The 15,615-nt window shown below is 68.2% G+C and carries 11 protein-coding genes, 2 tRNA genes and 1 pseudogene; 10 read left to right on the forward strand and 4 right to left on the reverse strand.

What is annotated here, in order from left to right; all coding sequences use genetic code 11:
* Positions 1-3,118, reverse strand: a 3,118-nt coding sequence (locus AB0O71_RS13115; RefSeq protein WP_363746008.1) for a choice-of-anchor G family protein, incomplete at its 3' end; no start/stop codon positions are given.
* Positions 3,119-3,560: 442 nt separating this feature from the next.
* Between AB0O71_RS13115 and AB0O71_RS13120 the strand changes: the two genes are divergently transcribed.
* Both AB0O71_RS13120 and AB0O71_RS13125 read left to right on the forward strand, forming a co-directional pair.
* Complete coding sequence (locus AB0O71_RS13120) at positions 3,561-6,065, forward strand: helix-turn-helix transcriptional regulator (RefSeq protein WP_363746010.1); 2,505 nt, start codon at positions 3,561-3,563, stop codon at positions 6,063-6,065.
* Between the two features lie 10 nt (positions 6,066-6,075).
* Positions 6,076-6,166, forward strand: a tRNA-Ser gene (locus tag AB0O71_RS13125).
* A gap of 84 nt (positions 6,167-6,250) precedes the next feature.
* On the opposite strand, the gene AB0O71_RS13130 is transcribed toward AB0O71_RS13125, so the two are convergent.
* Positions 6,251-6,733 (reverse strand): DUF3817 domain-containing protein, encoded by a 483-nt coding sequence (locus AB0O71_RS13130; protein WP_363746012.1) that lies wholly within the window; start codon positions 6,731-6,733, stop codon positions 6,251-6,253.
* A 450-nt stretch (positions 6,734-7,183) separates the two neighbouring features.
* On the opposite strand from AB0O71_RS13130, the gene AB0O71_RS13135 reads away from it, so the two are divergent.
* The 8 genes and pseudogenes from AB0O71_RS13135 to AB0O71_RS13170 all read left to right on the forward strand — a co-directional run bounded on the left by AB0O71_RS13135 (position 7,184) and on the right by AB0O71_RS13170 (position 14,575).
* Positions 7,184-8,050 (forward strand): cation-transporting ATPase, encoded by an 867-nt coding sequence (locus AB0O71_RS13135; protein ID WP_346058126.1) that lies wholly within the window; start codon positions 7,184-7,186, stop codon positions 8,048-8,050.
* 61 nt (positions 8,051-8,111) lie between these two features.
* Positions 8,112-8,357 (forward strand): hypothetical protein, encoded by a 246-nt coding sequence (locus tag AB0O71_RS13140; protein ID WP_090151554.1) that lies wholly within the window; start codon positions 8,112-8,114, stop codon positions 8,355-8,357.
* On the forward strand, positions 8,354-9,364 hold the full coding sequence (locus AB0O71_RS13145; protein WP_363746015.1) for an SRPBCC family protein: 1,011 nt from the start codon (positions 8,354-8,356) through the stop codon (positions 9,362-9,364). The genes AB0O71_RS13140 and AB0O71_RS13145 overlap by 4 nt, the downstream gene beginning before the upstream one ends.
* 37 nt (positions 9,365-9,401) lie before the next feature.
* Entirely contained in the window at positions 9,402-10,805 is a 1,404-nt protein-coding gene (locus AB0O71_RS13150; protein ID WP_363746017.1) for an MFS transporter, read from the forward strand.
* 112 nt (positions 10,806-10,917) lie between these two features.
* Complete coding sequence (locus tag AB0O71_RS13155; protein ID WP_211649011.1) at positions 10,918-11,844, forward strand: ATP-binding cassette domain-containing protein; 927 nt, start codon at positions 10,918-10,920, stop codon at positions 11,842-11,844.
* The gene (locus AB0O71_RS13160; protein WP_363746019.1) at positions 11,841-12,683 is read left to right on the forward strand and encodes a hypothetical protein; all 843 of its coding nucleotides are present in this window, start codon (positions 11,841-11,843) and stop codon (positions 12,681-12,683) included. Before AB0O71_RS13155 ends, AB0O71_RS13160 begins: the two co-directional genes overlap by 4 nt.
* The gene (locus AB0O71_RS13165) at positions 12,680-13,873 is read left to right on the forward strand and encodes a histidine kinase (RefSeq protein ID WP_363746021.1); all 1,194 of its coding nucleotides are present in this window, start codon (positions 12,680-12,682) and stop codon (positions 13,871-13,873) included. The genes AB0O71_RS13160 and AB0O71_RS13165 overlap by 4 nt, the downstream gene beginning before the upstream one ends.
* A pseudogene (locus tag AB0O71_RS13170) lies at positions 13,870-14,575 on the forward strand (response regulator transcription factor). The gene AB0O71_RS13165 and the pseudogene AB0O71_RS13170 overlap by 4 nt, the downstream one beginning before the upstream one ends.
* Before the next feature lie 83 nt (positions 14,576-14,658).
* Here AB0O71_RS13170 and AB0O71_RS13175 read toward each other — a convergent pair.
* Positions 14,659-14,749: transfer RNA gene (locus AB0O71_RS13175), tRNA-Ser, on the reverse strand.
* 69 nt (positions 14,750-14,818) lie between these two features.
* Positions 14,819-15,538 carry a DUF981 family protein gene (locus AB0O71_RS13180; protein ID WP_363746063.1) on the reverse strand — a complete coding sequence of 240 codons (720 nt, stop codon included), beginning with the start codon at positions 15,536-15,538 and terminating at the stop codon, positions 14,819-14,821.
* Positions 15,539-15,615: the final 77 nt, after the last annotated feature.

The following is a 15,615-nucleotide window of genomic DNA, read 5'->3' on the forward strand; positions in this document are numbered from 1 at the left end:
CAGCCGACGCCTCCGACGACGCATCCGCCGTCGCCGCAACCTCAGCCGCCGCGTTCGCCGTCACATCAGCAGCCGCCGAAGCGTCGCTCGTGTTATCGGCGTTCGCCGCAGCCTGTGCCGCCGCCTGAGCCGATGCCGAGGCCTCGTCGTCAGCCGCCGCATCAGCCGAAGCCGAAGCCGAAGCCGAAGCGTTCGCATTCACATCGGCATCCGCCGCCGCCTCGACGACCGTGGTCGCGGTCGCGGTCAGCTCGCTGGTCTCACCCGTTGCGGTGAAGGTCGCTTCGCCCGGCTCGAAGTCCGCCGGAACCTCCCAGGTCGTGGTGATCGAGCCGTCCTCGCCGGCCACGACGATCTCCTCGGTGCCATCGGGGAACACCACGGTCACATTCTCGCCGTCGGTGAATCCGCCGCCGGTGAGCGTGACCGTTCCGCCCTGCTCCACCGGGTTCGGAGTCGCTTCGAGCGTCGCCACCGGAGCCGCCTCGACCTCCGTCGTCGCGGTCGCCGTGGCTCCGCTCTCCTCACCCAGAGCGGTGAACGTCGCGGTGCCCGTCGCGAAATCGGACGGCACCTCCCACGTCGTGCTGATCGAACCGTCCAGCTCGGCCGGTACCACTCGCGTCGTGCCGTCGGGCAGGGTCACCGTGACGTCCTCGCCGGAGGCGAATCCGCCGCCCGTCAGCGTGACCGTGCCGCCCTGCAGCACAGGGTTCGGGCTGGCATCGAGCGTGGCCTCGACCGCCGCAACAACCTCGGTCGTCGCAGTAGCCGTTCGTTCGCTTAGCAGGCCGGTCGCGGTGAAGGTCGCGTCGCCCTCGGCGAAGTCGTCCGGCACGACCCAGGTCGTGGAGAACGCGCCGTCTTCATTCGCGGTCACCGTGGTCGTCGTTCCGTCGGGAAGTTCGATGAGCACGCCTTCCGAGCCTTCGAAGCCGCCTCCCGCGAGGGTCACGGTGCCTCCCTGCGCCACCGGGTTGGGTGACGCTTCGAGCAACGCCGCTGCTGCTGCCTCGACCTGAACGCTCGCCGCGGCGGTCAGTTCGCTCGTGACACCTGTGGCGGAGAAGTTCGCAGCGCCCACCGGGAAGTTCGCGGGAACTGCCCACGTGGTCGTGAAGGTTCCATCGTCTTCAGCGGTGACCGTCGTGATGACGCCGTCGGGAAGCGTGATCGAGACGTCTTCGCCGTCTTCGTAGCCGCCGCCGGTAAGGGTCACGGTGCCGCCCTGCTCGACCGGATCGGGGGCCGCATCGAGGGTCGCTGCGGAGGCCGCCACGACTTGAGTGGACGCCGTCGCGGTCAGCCCGCTCGTGCCGCCCGCAGCCGAGAAGTTCACGGTTCCGGGGGCGTAATCTTCGGGCACATCCCACGTCGCGGTGACCGATCCACCGGCACCAGCGACGACGACTTCAGTGGTCCCGTCGGGGAACGTCACAGTGACGTCCTCATCTTCGGTGAAGCCGGTGCCGGTCAGCGTGACGACGCCGCCCTGCACGACCGGATTCGGTGATGCGGCGAGCGTCGCGGCTGCCGCTTCCGCGAACGCGGAGGCGGAGCCGAGCTGCACGTTCACGGAACTGTCGCCGAGCAGCGGGAGCAGCGTGAGACTGAGGGCGCGCACGGTGAAGCCGTCCGCTCCCAGATCGCTCGTGTCCGGCTGCTGGTTGATCGTGATCGCCAGCACCTCCGTGAGCACCGGCTCGAGCGCATCGTCGAGCAGCTCGGTCACGATCGGGTTGAGGAGTCCGGTGATCGACGGCTGGATATCAGCGACCGCCGTCGTTACGACGGGGAGGATCGCCGCGCCGATGCTCGAAACCACCGGCGTGATCAGGTCCAGGACCGGCTGCAGCACATCGCCGAGATCGACCGGTTCGGGGAGCCCGGGCAGCAAGGTCACGTCAGAGGCGTTGATCGCCAAGGGATCGTACCCCTCCTGGCCCAGGATGCCGCCGAGCGTTCCTTCAATGAGAACCGACCCACCTGCGACATCGATCGTAGTCAGGCCCAGGTCCAGGCCGAGTCCGATCTCGAGATCAGCGGTGACGCCGACGCCGTACACGCCCTCAGTGATCAGTGTCACGGCCTTCGTCACCAGCGAGTTCGGACCGTCGCCGAGCAGTGCATCGCTCACGCCGTCGAGAATCGCATTGACCATCGGTCCGCTGAGCACATCCGTGTTCGGTGCGAGGCTGCTCAAGCTCTCGCCCGGCTGCCCGCTCACCGCGAGCTCGTCGAGAGCAACGGTGATCGTGCCGTCGCTGAGATCGACCGACACACTGCCCTCTGAGTTCTCGAGCGGCGTCTGCAGAAGCTGCGCCCGAAGCTCCGTGGTCAGCTCCGTGGTGTCGAGGCCGAGCCCGTTGAGAGATGCGCTTGCGAGAGGCAGGGCGTCAATAGTGTCGACCAGATCGGAGACCAGGGTGTTCACCGTCCCGCCCTCTGCGAGCAGAGCTTCGACGTCAACGAGCAGGCCCCCGGCGAGTGCGTCGACATCGTCGACGAGTCCGCCGACGGCCGGGCTCGAGAGCTCGAGATCGAGGCCGGAGAGTGAGTACTCCGATGTCGCCGCGCCGTTCTCAGCTTCGACTCGAGATGCGAGTGCGCCGACGCTCAGGGTGGCCTCGTTGAGCAGTTCGTCGGCGACGGCATCGCCGAGCACCTGGCGCACGAGCGCGCTCGCGTCGAGTTGGGCCGGAGCAAAACTATCGGGGTCGTTCACCGGCCCGAGATCGATCGCACCCTCTTCGGTGATGATGCCCGAGGATGCGATGGAGGAGGTCGCCGAGGGCGAGGTCGAGAAGCTCGAGAGCGCCCCGAGATCACCCAGTGCGAGGAGGCCGCCGTTGGTGCCATCGCTCAGCAGCGGGAGATTGATGCCATTCGCGTTCACCGTCGCCGACTGGAGGAGCTCGAGGTCCAGACCGTTCGTGGCCGGTCCCGGCACGTCGGGGAACTCCGTCGAGGTCGAGGCGGTGCTCGCGACGTCCAGCCCGAGCCCGTCGATCCACAGACCGTGCCCGTGGCCGGCCGATTCTGCCTCTGCGCTCGGCGCCTGTACGTCTGCCGCCGCGGCGGTCATACCGAAGGCCGAAGCCGAGGCGAGCGCAGTCACCGCCGCCAATCCCACTGCTATGGGACGAGTGGCTCTGCCGAACCTTCTCCTCCGCTGATCTTCTCTGTACCCCACGGGAGGCCCCCTCTTCCGTTCTGACGTATGTTCCGCGTCACTGCGAGATCCGGGAGCGGACAGAGTCCAGCCCCCTCCGCCGAGGCTATTTATGTGTATTCCCTGAAGCTACGACTTCGCGTAGCGCTGTAACGAGATGTGGACGTCCCTGAGAGTGTCTTCGCTTGATACTGAGATGCAGTTGATCACTACTGAGACGCATGCCCGGTTCGCATGATGTCAGCCCCTCACCACAGGACTATTCATCGGCTATGGTGTTCCCAGAAGATGTTTGTGCTGAGCGGATACTCAGTGCCCACGGGGGTGGTTCGTCTTTCAGGGGGACAATGTGATGCGTCACGTGCAACGAGGCAAGGTGCGAAGCGTCATGGTCGCGCACCTCGTCGACGAGCTCAGCGCCCCGGGCACCATCGTGCTGGCCGGCGGGCACGGGAGCGGACGTTCGCACATCATGCGCGCCGTTGCGAGCGCGCTGCAGGCCGCAGGACGACCGGTACTCAGGTGCAGCGCACGCGAGCCGCAAGCACGCGAGAGCATCGAGCACGAGGCCCCGGGTCACGTCGTGCTCGTCGATGATGCAGAGCACGCCGCGCCAGAGCTCATCCTTTCGCTCATCGACCGGATCCGAAACGGCGCCCCCGTGCTCTGCGCGGTGGCCGCCGACCTCTCGACTGACGACGATCACCGTGCGGCTGAATGGGCGAAGCTGCTGACCCCCGAGCACGATGACGCGCCCGTCACCCGCTACGTGCACCTGAACCCGCTCACGCTGCCTGAAACGCTGCAGATCGCGGTCGAGGTGGCGACGACTCCGCTCGACTCCAGCGTGCTCGCCGCGCTGCACAGCATGTCCTGGGGTCGCCCTGCGTGGCTCATCGAGGTGATCCGACTCGCTGCGCAGGGCGCGGTGATCGCCACACCCTGGCCTCGGCTGGCACCGACCCAGATCAGCGAATCGGGTATCCCGACTCTCGAGTTCGCCCACGCACTGGCCCAGAGATCACTCACCGACGCGGAAATCGCTGCAGCGACCACGCTCGCGCAGCTCGAGCCGCGCACCCTCTTCGGTCATGAAGACCTCGTCGGCAGCGCTGCCGTCGCATCCCTCGTGGCGCACGGCGTTCTGATTCAGACCCCGACCGACCCGACCACGTACGGCGTCCCCGAGCTCTTCGCGGCGGGTATGCGAGTGCGCACGAAAGCTGACATCGTGGCCTCCGCCGAGCAGCGCGCGGCTCGCACCCTGTTGCTGCAGGAGTCCCTCGGTGTCCCGCTCTCCGATCGCGAAGCGCATTTCTGCACGACGATCACCGACGGAGGCGAGATCCATCAGCAGCTCGACCCGGCGCGAGCAGACCTGTTCCGCCGAGTCGCGCTCGACGCCCTGAGCTTCGGCGCAGGAACCGAGTGCCGGGACCTGCTCGTGCGCGGCGCGGGCTTCGGCGCCACGCTCGACCCGCTCGACCGCGCGAGAGCCGCCACGGTCATGCACGGCGTTCTGGCCGGCCTGCGAAGCCTCAATGCGGTTCCCGAACACGCTTCCGGCACGGCATCGCAGCGCATCGCCGCCATCGCCCTCACGAGCCAGATCACGGCGGAATCGCCCATTCCGCAGCAGGCGCGCACCGAGACGCTCCTCGGCGCCGACACCGGAGCGTCAGAACGCGACGCGCGATTCGTCTTCGCTCGATGGAACGAGACCGGCCCCGTCGGATCCGACACCGAAGCGCTGCACCGCATCGCGACGACGCATCCGGCGCGAGAAGTGGCACTCCTCGCCGGTCAGCTCATCGATCTGGAGAACATCAAGCGCGGCAGGCGCCCGAGCGATCCTGCAACATGCACTGAGCGCATCGCCCGAGTCACCGACATCGCCGTATCGAGCCCGCCAGAGCTGCGCGATCTGCTCTCCGCCGCGATCGTCACCGAGGCGATGCTCGCGCTCTACCTCGGCGACACCGACGGGAGCGACGTCGCACTCTACTCGTTGACGGAATCGCTGCCGGCGTCGACGCGGCACCGGGTCTGGCTCGGCCACCTCGGCGCTGTCGGGCAGGCGATCGCGTCGGGCGATATGGCTCGAGCGCTGCGCGAATGGGAACTCTTCGAGGCTCGACTCCCGCGATTCCTCCCGGTGCGCCTCACAGCACTGATCCGCGATACCGGGAGCGCCATCCTCCGCACGGCGACCGGTCACGTCGACCTCGACGGGAACGGCGAGGACATCGTGGATGACTTCCCCACGCAGGTGCTCGCCTATTTCAGCGGGCGCCTGGATCGCATCGGCTCCCGCGTTCGCCGCTACGACCATCTGCACGAATCGCCGCTCGACGCATCACGTGCCCTCGACATCGCGAAACTGGCCCGTGCCCACGTCCAGGCGGCGAACGAGCAGCACCCCGTGGCGCTGCTGCAGTGCGCGGATGCGCTGACGGAAGCCGGCTTCTGGGCCCCGGCCGCCTTCGCGCTTCGCGCCGCCAAGCGCATCTTCATGCGTCGGCGGGCGACCGGAAGCGTCAACCGATGCGACACGAAGCTCGCGGAACTCGAGGCGGCGGCCCGACGCGTCGATCCCTGGTTCCGAGTCGACCTGCTCCCGGCGAGCGAGCACGTGCGACTCACACCTCGCGAGTCGGCGACGGCACGCCTCGTCGCAGAGGGTCTCAGCAACAAGGCGATCGCGTCACGGCTGCGGTGCAGCGTGCGGACCGTGGAGTCGCACATCGCCCACGCCCGGGCGAAGCTCAGTGCCGGGGACCGGGGCGAACTCGCCGCACTCGTGCGCCAGGCGCAGGTGCCCGGCGAGGAGCGAGAACGGCCAGACCTGCGGAGGCAGCGCCTCGATTCGCGTCTCATCGATTCCATGCGCTAATCTCGTTAGCGGTGACGTGTCCGAGCGGCCGAAGGTGCAACTCTCGAAAAGTTGTGTAGGGTAACCCCCTACCGTGGGTTCAAATCCCACCGTCACCGCCAGTAAGACCCCCTCCTGCGTGAGGGGGTCTTTTCGTTGGGACCGATTCCGCGTCGGGACGACGTCCGCACTGACCGGAGCTGACGTCACTCGCCCTTCGGAATCGGCGGGCCGAGCCAGAGCAGGGTGATGAACAGCACCGCGACGAGCACGACCAGCACGACGATCGAGAGCAGCACATGGCGCAGAATCCAAGCCTGCACATGCTCAGGAAAACTCCGCGGATTCTCGCCGCCGGGCGCGAGCCGCCAGGTGCCGTTCAGCAGGCCCTTCCGATCGATCATCATTTCGAACGGTACGGTCGCGAACGGCACGATCGCGAGCAGCAGTCCCGTCGCACCCAGGGCGAAACGCCATCGTTGATTCACCCACACGAAGACCGTCGTCACGCCGTAGCACAGGAACACGAAACCGTGGAGGCCGCCCGCAACGGAGACGATATCGGCGGTGTCCGTTGCACGCAGAATGAGTGCCGCGATCAGCCCCGCCCACGTGAAGGCCTCAGCGATCGCGAATGCCCGGAAGAGCCCTCGAGGACTGGCGCGCAGTGCGTGCGTGTGACTACTCATGTGGCTGGGCCTCCATCATTCCGCCCACGCAGATGCGGGGCTTTCCATGCGCTGCATCGAGCATACGGGAGCCCGATCGGTGCACTTCCCAGCCGGGCTGGGCCTGCAGCGGCTATGTTGGTGAGCACCAAGGGGAGTACTCCCGCGTGGTGGGTTCGTCAATACGGATGATCAGTGTCATCCCGGACCGCCAGCTGCTTGCAGTGGAGGAGACCTTGACGATGTCCCACGTCACCCCTTGGAGCGCTCTCATGCGATCTGCCGCCTTCGGCAACGCCGCACACCACGCCGCGCCTATCTTCGCCGCACCCCCGCCGGCCATGGCCGGCCCTCGGTGCGCGCCTCGACGCGTCGGCGTGATCCGGTGACCCCGTCGCATGCTGCGGCGAGCGCGAAGCCTGCCTCCCCCGCTCCTCCCCTCCATTCGATCTGCACGGCAAAGGACCACTCATGAGCAATATGAAGAAGATGTTCAACCTGGCGAAGAAGGCGATCGACTCGCGCGGCGCGGGCGAACGCGGTGCGCCGCAGGGCGGTTCGTCCAGCGGTGCGACCGATTGGCGCGCGATGGTGCACCGGGCTGCAGACGCGGTGACGGGAGAACCGCGCCATCAGCAGAGCCGACCCTCGGCTCCTGGGGCAGACGTTCGACCGGATCCGCACCGGCCCCGCACTGCACCGCCTGCGGTGAGCCCGCAAGACCGCGCGGCAATCGCTCGGTACAACTATCTGCTGGAGACGGCTGAGCCCGGGCAGCTCGAGCAGGTGCACGCGGAGGCCTTCGCCAAGCTCACTCCGTCGCAGCGAGCACTGCTGCAGGAGGACCTCAACCGCAGCCTCGCGCCAGGCGAGCGCCCCGTCTCGACGGCGCCCGCCGATCTCGCTCGTGCCGCGACGAGGAGCGAAGCACGCAACCCGGGATCACTGCGCCGCTTGCTCTCGGGTGCGTCGGGCGCCGCACGCGGCGGCGGTGGTCGCGGGGCGCTCGCGGCCGGCGCCGGTGCTGTCGGCCTGCTCGGACTCGTGGCGGGCGGCGCGATCGCGACGTCGATCGGCGGTTCTCTCCTCGCTGAAGCCGCCGGTGCTGGCATCGACTTCGACGCCCTGGCCGGAGGGCTCGACCCCGAGGCGATGATGGGTGACTTCGCGGCGGGCGATGCGCTTTCGGGACTCGGCGACGCGGTGCCCGGGGTCGAGGATGCCGTAGCCGGCGCGGGCGATACGGCAGGATCCGCACTCGACGCTGCGCAGGGCGGGCTCGGATCACTGGGCGAGGCGATCTCGGGTTTTGACGTGCGCGGGTTCTTCGACCGTTGAACCTGGGACCGGCAAGCAACCGGGGTTGACACGAGTCGCGCAAGCAACGTAAGTTGACACCATGGAATCCTCGCAGATCGCGGCGCGCGCCGCCGACCTCAGCGATCCGCGCGCGGGACTGCGCGCGGTCACCTCGCTCCGCGCCCTCGCCGACACGCTCGAACTCCGGCAGGTGGAGGCAGGGCTGCTCGCCGGCATGAGCTGGCAGCAGATCGCCGACGCGCTCGGAGTGACCCGCCAGGCCGTGCACAAGAAATACGCCAAGCGCATCGATCCCGCGATCGTCATCCCCCGGAGGCACGCATGAGCAAGTTCACTCGGTCAGCCGACACCTCTCACCGCCTCTCGCTCGCCGCGATGGAGGAGGCCTCCCGCGTCGGACTGCGCACCGCCGACATCGAGCATCTGCTCCTCGCGCTCACCATCGACCGAGATCGGGCGGGCCGGGTCCTGCGCCGTCACGGCCTCACCCTCGAAGCCGCTCGTGCCGGCGTCGCCGCGCAGCACTCCGCGCAGCTCGCCGGCCTCGGCGTGAGCGTCGGTGAGCCAGACTCCGGCCGCATCGTCTTCCACGAGACCGACGGATACACGTGGAGCGACCGCGCGGGGCGCATCTTCACGGCTGCGAATGCCCGCGGCAATGCCGGGGACGCGGTCGCGGTGCTCACCGAGCTGCTCGCGGAACCCAGCGGCCTCATCGAGGCGGTGGTCCAGGAGGTCGGTGCGAACCGGGCGGCGATCGAGCACGACCTCGTTTCCTCCGGCAGCGCGGCATCGATCGACGAGCACGCCGAGAGCCGTCCGCGCTCATCGAGCCCCCTGGCCGGCACCACCGAGGGCTTCATCCCCGCCCCGACCGCCGAGGTGTGGTCGCTGCTCGCCGATCCTGCCCGCATACCCGAGTGGGAGCCGTCGATCGCAAGCGTCGCCGCGAGCCCCGAGGGCACGACGGATCAGCTGGGCGGAAGCTGGCGCGCTCGCGCGACCACCACCCGCCCCGATGGGACGGAGCTCAAGGTCGCCCCCGCGTTCCGACGAGTGCGCCTCGGGCTGCTCGCGCGCGAACCCGAGCGGCGCGTCGTCTGGAACCTGGCGTTCCCCGACGCTCCGCGCGCGAACTCCAGAACCATCGACATCACCCTCGAACCGGAGGCTGACGGAACACGAATCAGGATCGCGTTCGCCTGGGATCGCGCGGGCGATCGGCCGCGACGACACCGCGTGCTCGGGTTCGTGCTGCGCCCGGCATACCGCGTCATCATCTGGGTGCAGCTGTCGCAGCTCGTCAGCGGCATCAGCCGCGTCTTCCGCTGAGCCACCGGACCACCCCTGGTCGACGTATCCTGCTCACATGACCGATACGCGCTTGAGCGCACCGCAGCGACTCGTCACGACGATCGCGATTCTCGCCTCGTTCGTGACCTCGCTCGACATGTCGGTCACGAATGTGGCGCTCCCCCGCATCTCCGAAGAGCTCGGGGGAGGTCTCAGCACGCAGCAGTGGGTGGTCGACGCGTACCTCGTGACGCTGAGCGCGCTGATGCTCCTCGCCGGATCGATCGCCGACGCGTACGGTCGCGTCGTCATCATGCGTATCGGGCTCATCGGCTTCGGTATCGCTTCGCTCGCCGTCGGGCTGGCCGTCTCCCCCGAGATGATGATCATCGCGCGCGCCCTGCAGGGAGCGGCCGGCGCATTCCTGCTCCCGAGCTCGCTCGCGCTCATCACCTCCCGCATCTCCGGCGCCGCGCAGGGGCAGGCGATCGGCGCCTGGACCGCGGTCACGACGGGCGCGATGATCGTGGGGCCTCTCCTCGGTGGCGTATTCACGGACTACCTCTCCTGGCGCCTCGTATTCCTCATCAACGTCGTTCCCATCGGCCTGACCCTCTGGATGCTGAAGAAGCTGCCCGATACCGACGACCGTCAGCGCGGGGTGCGCATCGACTGGCTCGGCGGCGCGGCGGCCGCCATCGGACTCGGGCTCGCCGTCTGGGCCCTCATCGAAGAGCCCGCGCATGGCTGGGAGAGCCCCGTGATCTGGGTTCCGCTTTCGGCCGGCACAGCACTCCTTCTCGCCTTCCTGTGGTGGCAGACGCGGGTGAGCTCACCGATCCTGCCGCTGTCGCTCTTCCGCGTGCGCAACTTCTGGACCGGCAATCTCGCCACGCTCTTCATCTACGCGGCGCTCTCGCTCAACGGCTTCGTCATCGGCGTGTATCTGCAGAACCCGAACGGGCCGGCGCTCACCGCCACCCTCGCCGGGCTGGCGAGCCTGCCCATCACCATCCTCATGGTGCTCCTGAGCTCCAAGATCGGAGCCCTCGCCGGCAAGTACGGCCCGCGCCTCTTCATGACCGTCGGCCCCTTGCTGCTCGGCGCCGGCGCCCTGCTGCTCCTGCTCGTCGGGGATCCCTTCTCCTACTGGTGGCAGGTGCTGCCCTCGATGGTCGTCATGGGCTTGGGGCTCTCCATCATGGTCGCACCGCTCACGGCCGCGATCCTCGGCGCTATCGGCCCCGAGCGCAGCGGCATCGCATCCGCCGTCAACAATGCGATCTCCCGGGTCGCCGGCCTCATCGTCATCGCACTCCTCGCGACGATCGTCGGCGGGCAGCTCGACCTGCGCGGCTTCCACTCGGCGGCGATCGTCACGGGCGTGCTGTTCTTCGCGGGAGCGATCGTCTCATTCCTCGGAATCCGCAACCCGCCGCGGGAGGGCAACGCGGAGAGCGAGGCAGCGCAGCGCTCGTGACCGCCGATTCCGTGTAGACCCAGGTACTGGTCGCCGGAGCGATGTGCAGACTCCAGGGCGATGCGCCTGCGCCCGGCTCTCCGTAGCGTCGGATGCAAGCGAAAGGTGCATCATGATTCGAGTTCAGACGCTCACGAAACGGTACGGCGACAAGACAGCCGTCGACGGGATCGATTTCACGGTGCGACCGGGAAAGGTCACCGGCTTTCTCGGCCCGAACGGCGCGGGAAAGTCGACGACGATGCGCATGATCGTGGGGCTGGATCAGCCGAGCGCCGGGATCGCCGAGGTCAACGGCCGCGCCTATCGCGACCTGCCAGCGCCCCTGCGAGAGGTGGGCGTGCTGCTCGATGCGCGCGCCGCGCACAGGCGTCGCACGGCGTACAAGCATCTGCTCTCGATCGCGGCGACGCACGGCATCGGTCGGGCCCGCGTCGGAGAGGTCATGGAGCTCACGGGCATCGATGCGGTCGCAACCCGACGGGTGGGCGGATTCTCACTGGGCATGGGCCAGCGTCTCGGTATCGCCGCGGCGCTGCTCGGGGATCCTCAGACGGTCATCCTGGATGAGCCGACGAACGGGCTCGACCCCGAGGGGATCCTCTGGATTCGAGCCTTGCTGAGGCAGCTCGCTGCAGCGGGGAAGACCGTGCTGCTGTCGTCGCATCTCATGAGCGAGATGGCGCAGACGGCGGATCACCTCATCGTGATCGGCCGCGGCGCGATCCTTGCCGACGGCTCGATGCGCGACGTCATCACCGGCGCGACCCCGTCATCCGTGCGCGTGCGCACGCACGAGGTCGAACGTCTCATGGCGGCACTGACAGCGCCCGGCGTCACCGTGTCGATTCGCGCCGACGGTGCGATCGATGTCGAGCACCTGTCGGCGGAACAGGTCGCCAGCACTGCTGCTGCGGCGGGCATCGTGCTGCACGAAGTGACCTCCGTCGAGGGGTCCCTCGAAGATGCGTACCTGGCGCTCACCGCAGCGGCGACCGAGTACCGAGCGACCACAAGCCCTTCAGGAGCGAACTCATGACATTGACCGCACCCGCGCACCGGTCGGATGCGCGCACCCGCCGCCCCGCATTCGCCTGCGTCCTCCGTTCGGAATGGATCAAACTCCTCAGCATTCCCGCCTCACTGATCACCCTCGGGGGCATCTTCTTCATCGGGATGACCGGCAGTCTCTTCCTCGCCGCCACGCTCGAATCCTCGGGCGTGCCGTCGGTCCCTTCACTCGAACGGACGATGGGCGACGTCACCATGCCCATGGTGATCAGCGGGCAGATCATCGCCGGTATCCTCGGTGTCATGATGATCGGTGCCGAGTACTCCTCCGGCACGATTCAGCTCACCCTCGTCGCGGTTCCCGATCGCCTGCGCGTGCTCTGGGCGAAGGCACTCGTCGCAGGCTCCGCGGTCACCGGAGTCGCATTCATCACCGCGCTCAGCACGTGGGCCGCCACGTATCCGTTCTACGCCGAGCACGGGCTCGCCGCTCCCCTCACGGGCCCCGGGGTGGCGTCGGCGCTGGTCGGTTCGGCCGCGTACCTCGGCTTCTGCAGCCTGTTCGGGCTCGGCGTCGGAGCTCTCGTGCGGTCCACCACCGCTGGCTCCATCATCGTGTTCGCGGCCACGCTGCTCATCCCGGTGCTGAGCTCGGTGCTCCCATACGGCCTGCTCTCTCGCCTCATCCGCATCACGCTGCTCGGCAATGCCGGTGACGCGATGAGCCGGGTGAGCGATGGCTCCGGTCCATTCCTCGACCTGTGGTCGGGTCACATCAGCACAGCAGCAGGGTGGGTGATCGCCGCCGTCTCCGCCGGGCTCGCCCTGACTGCGGGGGCGATCGCATTGCGCAGACGGGACGCATGAGCGCGCAGCGAAACCGGCCCCCACGCGTCTTCACCCGCGGCGACGTGCTCGCCCTGGTGGTCTACCTGAGCATCTCCGCCGTACTCGGCTACCTCTCGCTCGAGTCCGAGCTGAGAACGCCGGCGGGGCCGCTGGTGCTGCTGTGCGCGGCCGGCACCGCGACGCTCTGCCTCTGGCGCCGCCGACCGATCGTCGCATTCGGTGCCGTCCTGTGTCTCCTGCTCCTCACCTGTGCCGCGGGATCCGGAGCGGAGATCGCGCTCGCGTTGGTCGCGCTGTACCGCGCAGGGGCGGAGTTCGGCAGCCGTCGTGGTTGGGCCGCGCTGGGTGTCGGAGCGCTCGTCGCCTGCGCAGGTGCGCTGATCACCGCATTCCGCGTGCGCCTCGGCCCGCCGGTGCACGGACTCGCGCTTCGGGTCGACTGGGAGAGCTGGCCGACGGACTGGCTCAGCGTCTCGATCGTCCTCATCGCCGCAATGCTCATCGCTTCGCTCCTCGGCATCAATGCCGGGCATCGGAATCGGCAAATTCGCGCGATCATGGAACGGGCGGAGCAGGACGTCAGTATCGCAGCGGCCGGCGAACGGGAGCGCATCGCCCGGGAGATGCACGATGTCATCGCGCACAGTCTGGCGGTGATGATCGCGCTCGCCGACGGAGCCGAAGCCACCGCGGCCGCGCGTCCCGACGAATCGAGGCGTGTGATGGGCCGGGTCGCGGAGACCGGCCGACGCACCCTGTCCGAGGTGAAACGCCTCCTCACCGCCGTTCGCGACGACTCAGGTGCAGCGCGGCCGATGCCGGAGCCGCCCACCATGCGCCACCTTCCGGCACTCATCGAAGAGTTTCGCGCCGCCGGCCTTCCCCTGCGACTCGAGCAGGCGGGGGCGCCCGAAGCGGACTCGGCTGTCGGGCTGACCGTCTACCGGATCGTGCAGGAATCACTCACGAACGTGCTGCGCCACGCGCGAGACGTGCGCGACGTGCGCGTTCGCCTCGAGTTCACCGAGCACGAGGCGCGCATCGTGGTGACCGACCGCTCCGCAGAAGCTCCGGCCGCTGTGGGACACGGGCGAGGCCTCGTCGGCATTCAGGAGCGCGCGATGTTCTATGACGGTGAGGTACGGTCCGGCGCGCTCGCCGGCGGCGGCTGGCAGGTCTCTGTTCGTCTCTCGCTGGAGGAGCAATGAGCGAAGCGCACTCGGGCACGAACGCGGGGGCAGACTCCGACGTCATCCGTCTCCTGATCGCCGACGACCAGGATCTCGTCCGATACGGGCTCCGACTCGTCTTGGACGCGCACCCCGGCATCGAGGTCGTCGGCGAGGCCGCAGATGGCGTCGAGGCCGTTCGGGCGGCCGGGCGGCTCGCCCCCGACGTCGTGCTGATGGATGTGCGCATGCCGGGGACCGACGGCATCGAGGCGACCCGCGAGATCACGGCCAGGCATCCCGGCGTGCGCGTGCTCATGCTCACGACCTACGATGTGGATGAGTACGCTTTCGGCGCGCTGCAGGCCGGAGCCGCAGGGTTCCTCTTGAAGAACACGCGCCCGGACGAGTTGATCGCCGCGGTGCGCGCGGTCGTCACCGGGGACGCGGTCGTTTCGCCGCGTCACGGCGAAGCTCATCGAGATCGCGGTGCCCCACCTGGCGAGAGACGAGGCGCCGCCCCGCGCCCACGAGCTCGACGCGCTCTCGGACCGGGAACGGGACGTCTTCGCACTCGTCGGTCGAGGTTTGACCAACCGAGAGATCGCGGCGGCCCTCCACGTCACCGAATCGACGGTGAAAGCTCACTTCGGGCGCATTCTGATGAAGCTCGGAGTGCCGAATCGCGTTCTCGCGGTGATCCGGGCGTACGAACTCGGCGTGGTTCGCGTCGAGCCGTAGCTCGGTGTCGCTGATGCAACCGATGCCGCCGTGAACACGAAGCCCCGGGCCCTCGCTTGTGCAAGGACCCGGGGCTTCTCATCTGGCGGTGACGGTGGGATTTGAACCCACGGTAGGGGGTTACCCTACACAACTTTTCGAGAGTTGCACCTTCGGCCGCTCGGACACGTCACCGCGGAAAATCCTACGGGATGCGAACGGCTCGCGCGAATCGGACCGCGGTGCGGCCTCATCCACGGGCCGTTACGCGGTCGTATTGATGATCAGGCCGATGTGCGTGAAGTAGTTGAGGGCCCCGAAGAGCAGGAACGCCAGCCCGGCGAGCCCCCAGGCGATGCCCGCGACGAGAGCGACGGGCCGCAGCTTCGGTCCGGCTGAATCGAAGCCCCTGAGGGCGAAGGGGAAGAGCACGGCGCCCACTCCGACGAGCGCGAAGAGCCCCGACATGAAGGTCGCCTCCACCCACGGGTACTCGGCGAATGCACCCGAGATGGGCTCTTCCGGCGGCGCGGCGAAGAGCTGGAACACCATTCCAGCGGCGGCGATCCCGAACATCGCGAGACCCAGTCCGAAGACGAAGATACCGAGTGGTCGGGCGGTGCGCGCGAGGTGCGCCCCCGGGTCTGGAGCCGCCGTGATGGCGGCGGAGCGGCGCCACAGCAGGAAGGCTGCTGCCAGCAGCAGGACGCCGAATCCGAGACTCGGCTCTCCGAAGATGATGTTGTCGAACGGGAAGTAGGCGGCGAGCGGCCAGGTCAGGGTCATATGCGCGCCGGTGAGCGTCAGGATGCTTCCGAGCACGGCGGCGGTCAGCGCCCACCCCTCGGGAGCGAACTCCCCTGGTTTGCGAAGCGCGCGCACCAGCCCGAGTATCCAGAGCAGCCCCGCACCCGCTGCGAGCGACATGATCGTGTTGTACGTGGGCATCAGCGTCCAATCGACGATGAGCCCGTCGGCTTCCATGAGCACCGGTTCTCCCCTTTCCATCGGCACCGAACGCACCGATGCCTTCAGGTGTACCGAAGGAGCAGCAGCCCTGC

Source organism: Leucobacter sp. NPDC077196, assembly GCF_040687075.1.
Taxonomy (GTDB): Bacteria; Actinomycetota; Actinomycetes; order Actinomycetales; family Microbacteriaceae; genus Leucobacter.

What these genes read in the sequence shown, in the direction of transcription:
- AB0O71_RS13150 (WP_363746017.1), top strand. Translation starts at nt 9,402, where the DNA reads ATGACCGATACGCGCTTGAGCGCACCGCAGCGACTCGTCACGACGATC.
- AB0O71_RS13180 (WP_363746063.1), bottom strand. Translation starts at nt 15,538, where the DNA reads ATGGAAGCCGACGGGCTCATCGTCGATTGGACGCTGATGCCCACGTAC.
- AB0O71_RS13135 (WP_346058126.1), top strand. Translation starts at nt 7,184, where the DNA reads ATGAGCAATATGAAGAAGATGTTCAACCTGGCGAAGAAGGCGATCGAC.
- AB0O71_RS13120 (WP_363746010.1), top strand. Translation starts at nt 3,561, where the DNA reads ATGGTCGCGCACCTCGTCGACGAGCTCAGCGCCCCGGGCACCATCGTG.
- AB0O71_RS13130 (WP_363746012.1), bottom strand. Translation starts at nt 6,733, where the DNA reads ATGAGTAGTCACACGCACGCACTGCGCGCCAGTCCTCGAGGGCTCTTC.
- AB0O71_RS13165 (WP_363746021.1), top strand. Translation starts at nt 12,680, where the DNA reads ATGAGCGCGCAGCGAAACCGGCCCCCACGCGTCTTCACCCGCGGCGAC.
- AB0O71_RS13140 (WP_090151554.1), top strand. Translation starts at nt 8,112, where the DNA reads ATGGAATCCTCGCAGATCGCGGCGCGCGCCGCCGACCTCAGCGATCCG.
- AB0O71_RS13160 (WP_363746019.1), top strand. Translation starts at nt 11,841, where the DNA reads ATGACATTGACCGCACCCGCGCACCGGTCGGATGCGCGCACCCGCCGC.
- AB0O71_RS13155 (WP_211649011.1), top strand. Translation starts at nt 10,918, where the DNA reads ATGATTCGAGTTCAGACGCTCACGAAACGGTACGGCGACAAGACAGCC.
- AB0O71_RS13145 (WP_363746015.1), top strand. Translation starts at nt 8,354, where the DNA reads ATGAGCAAGTTCACTCGGTCAGCCGACACCTCTCACCGCCTCTCGCTC.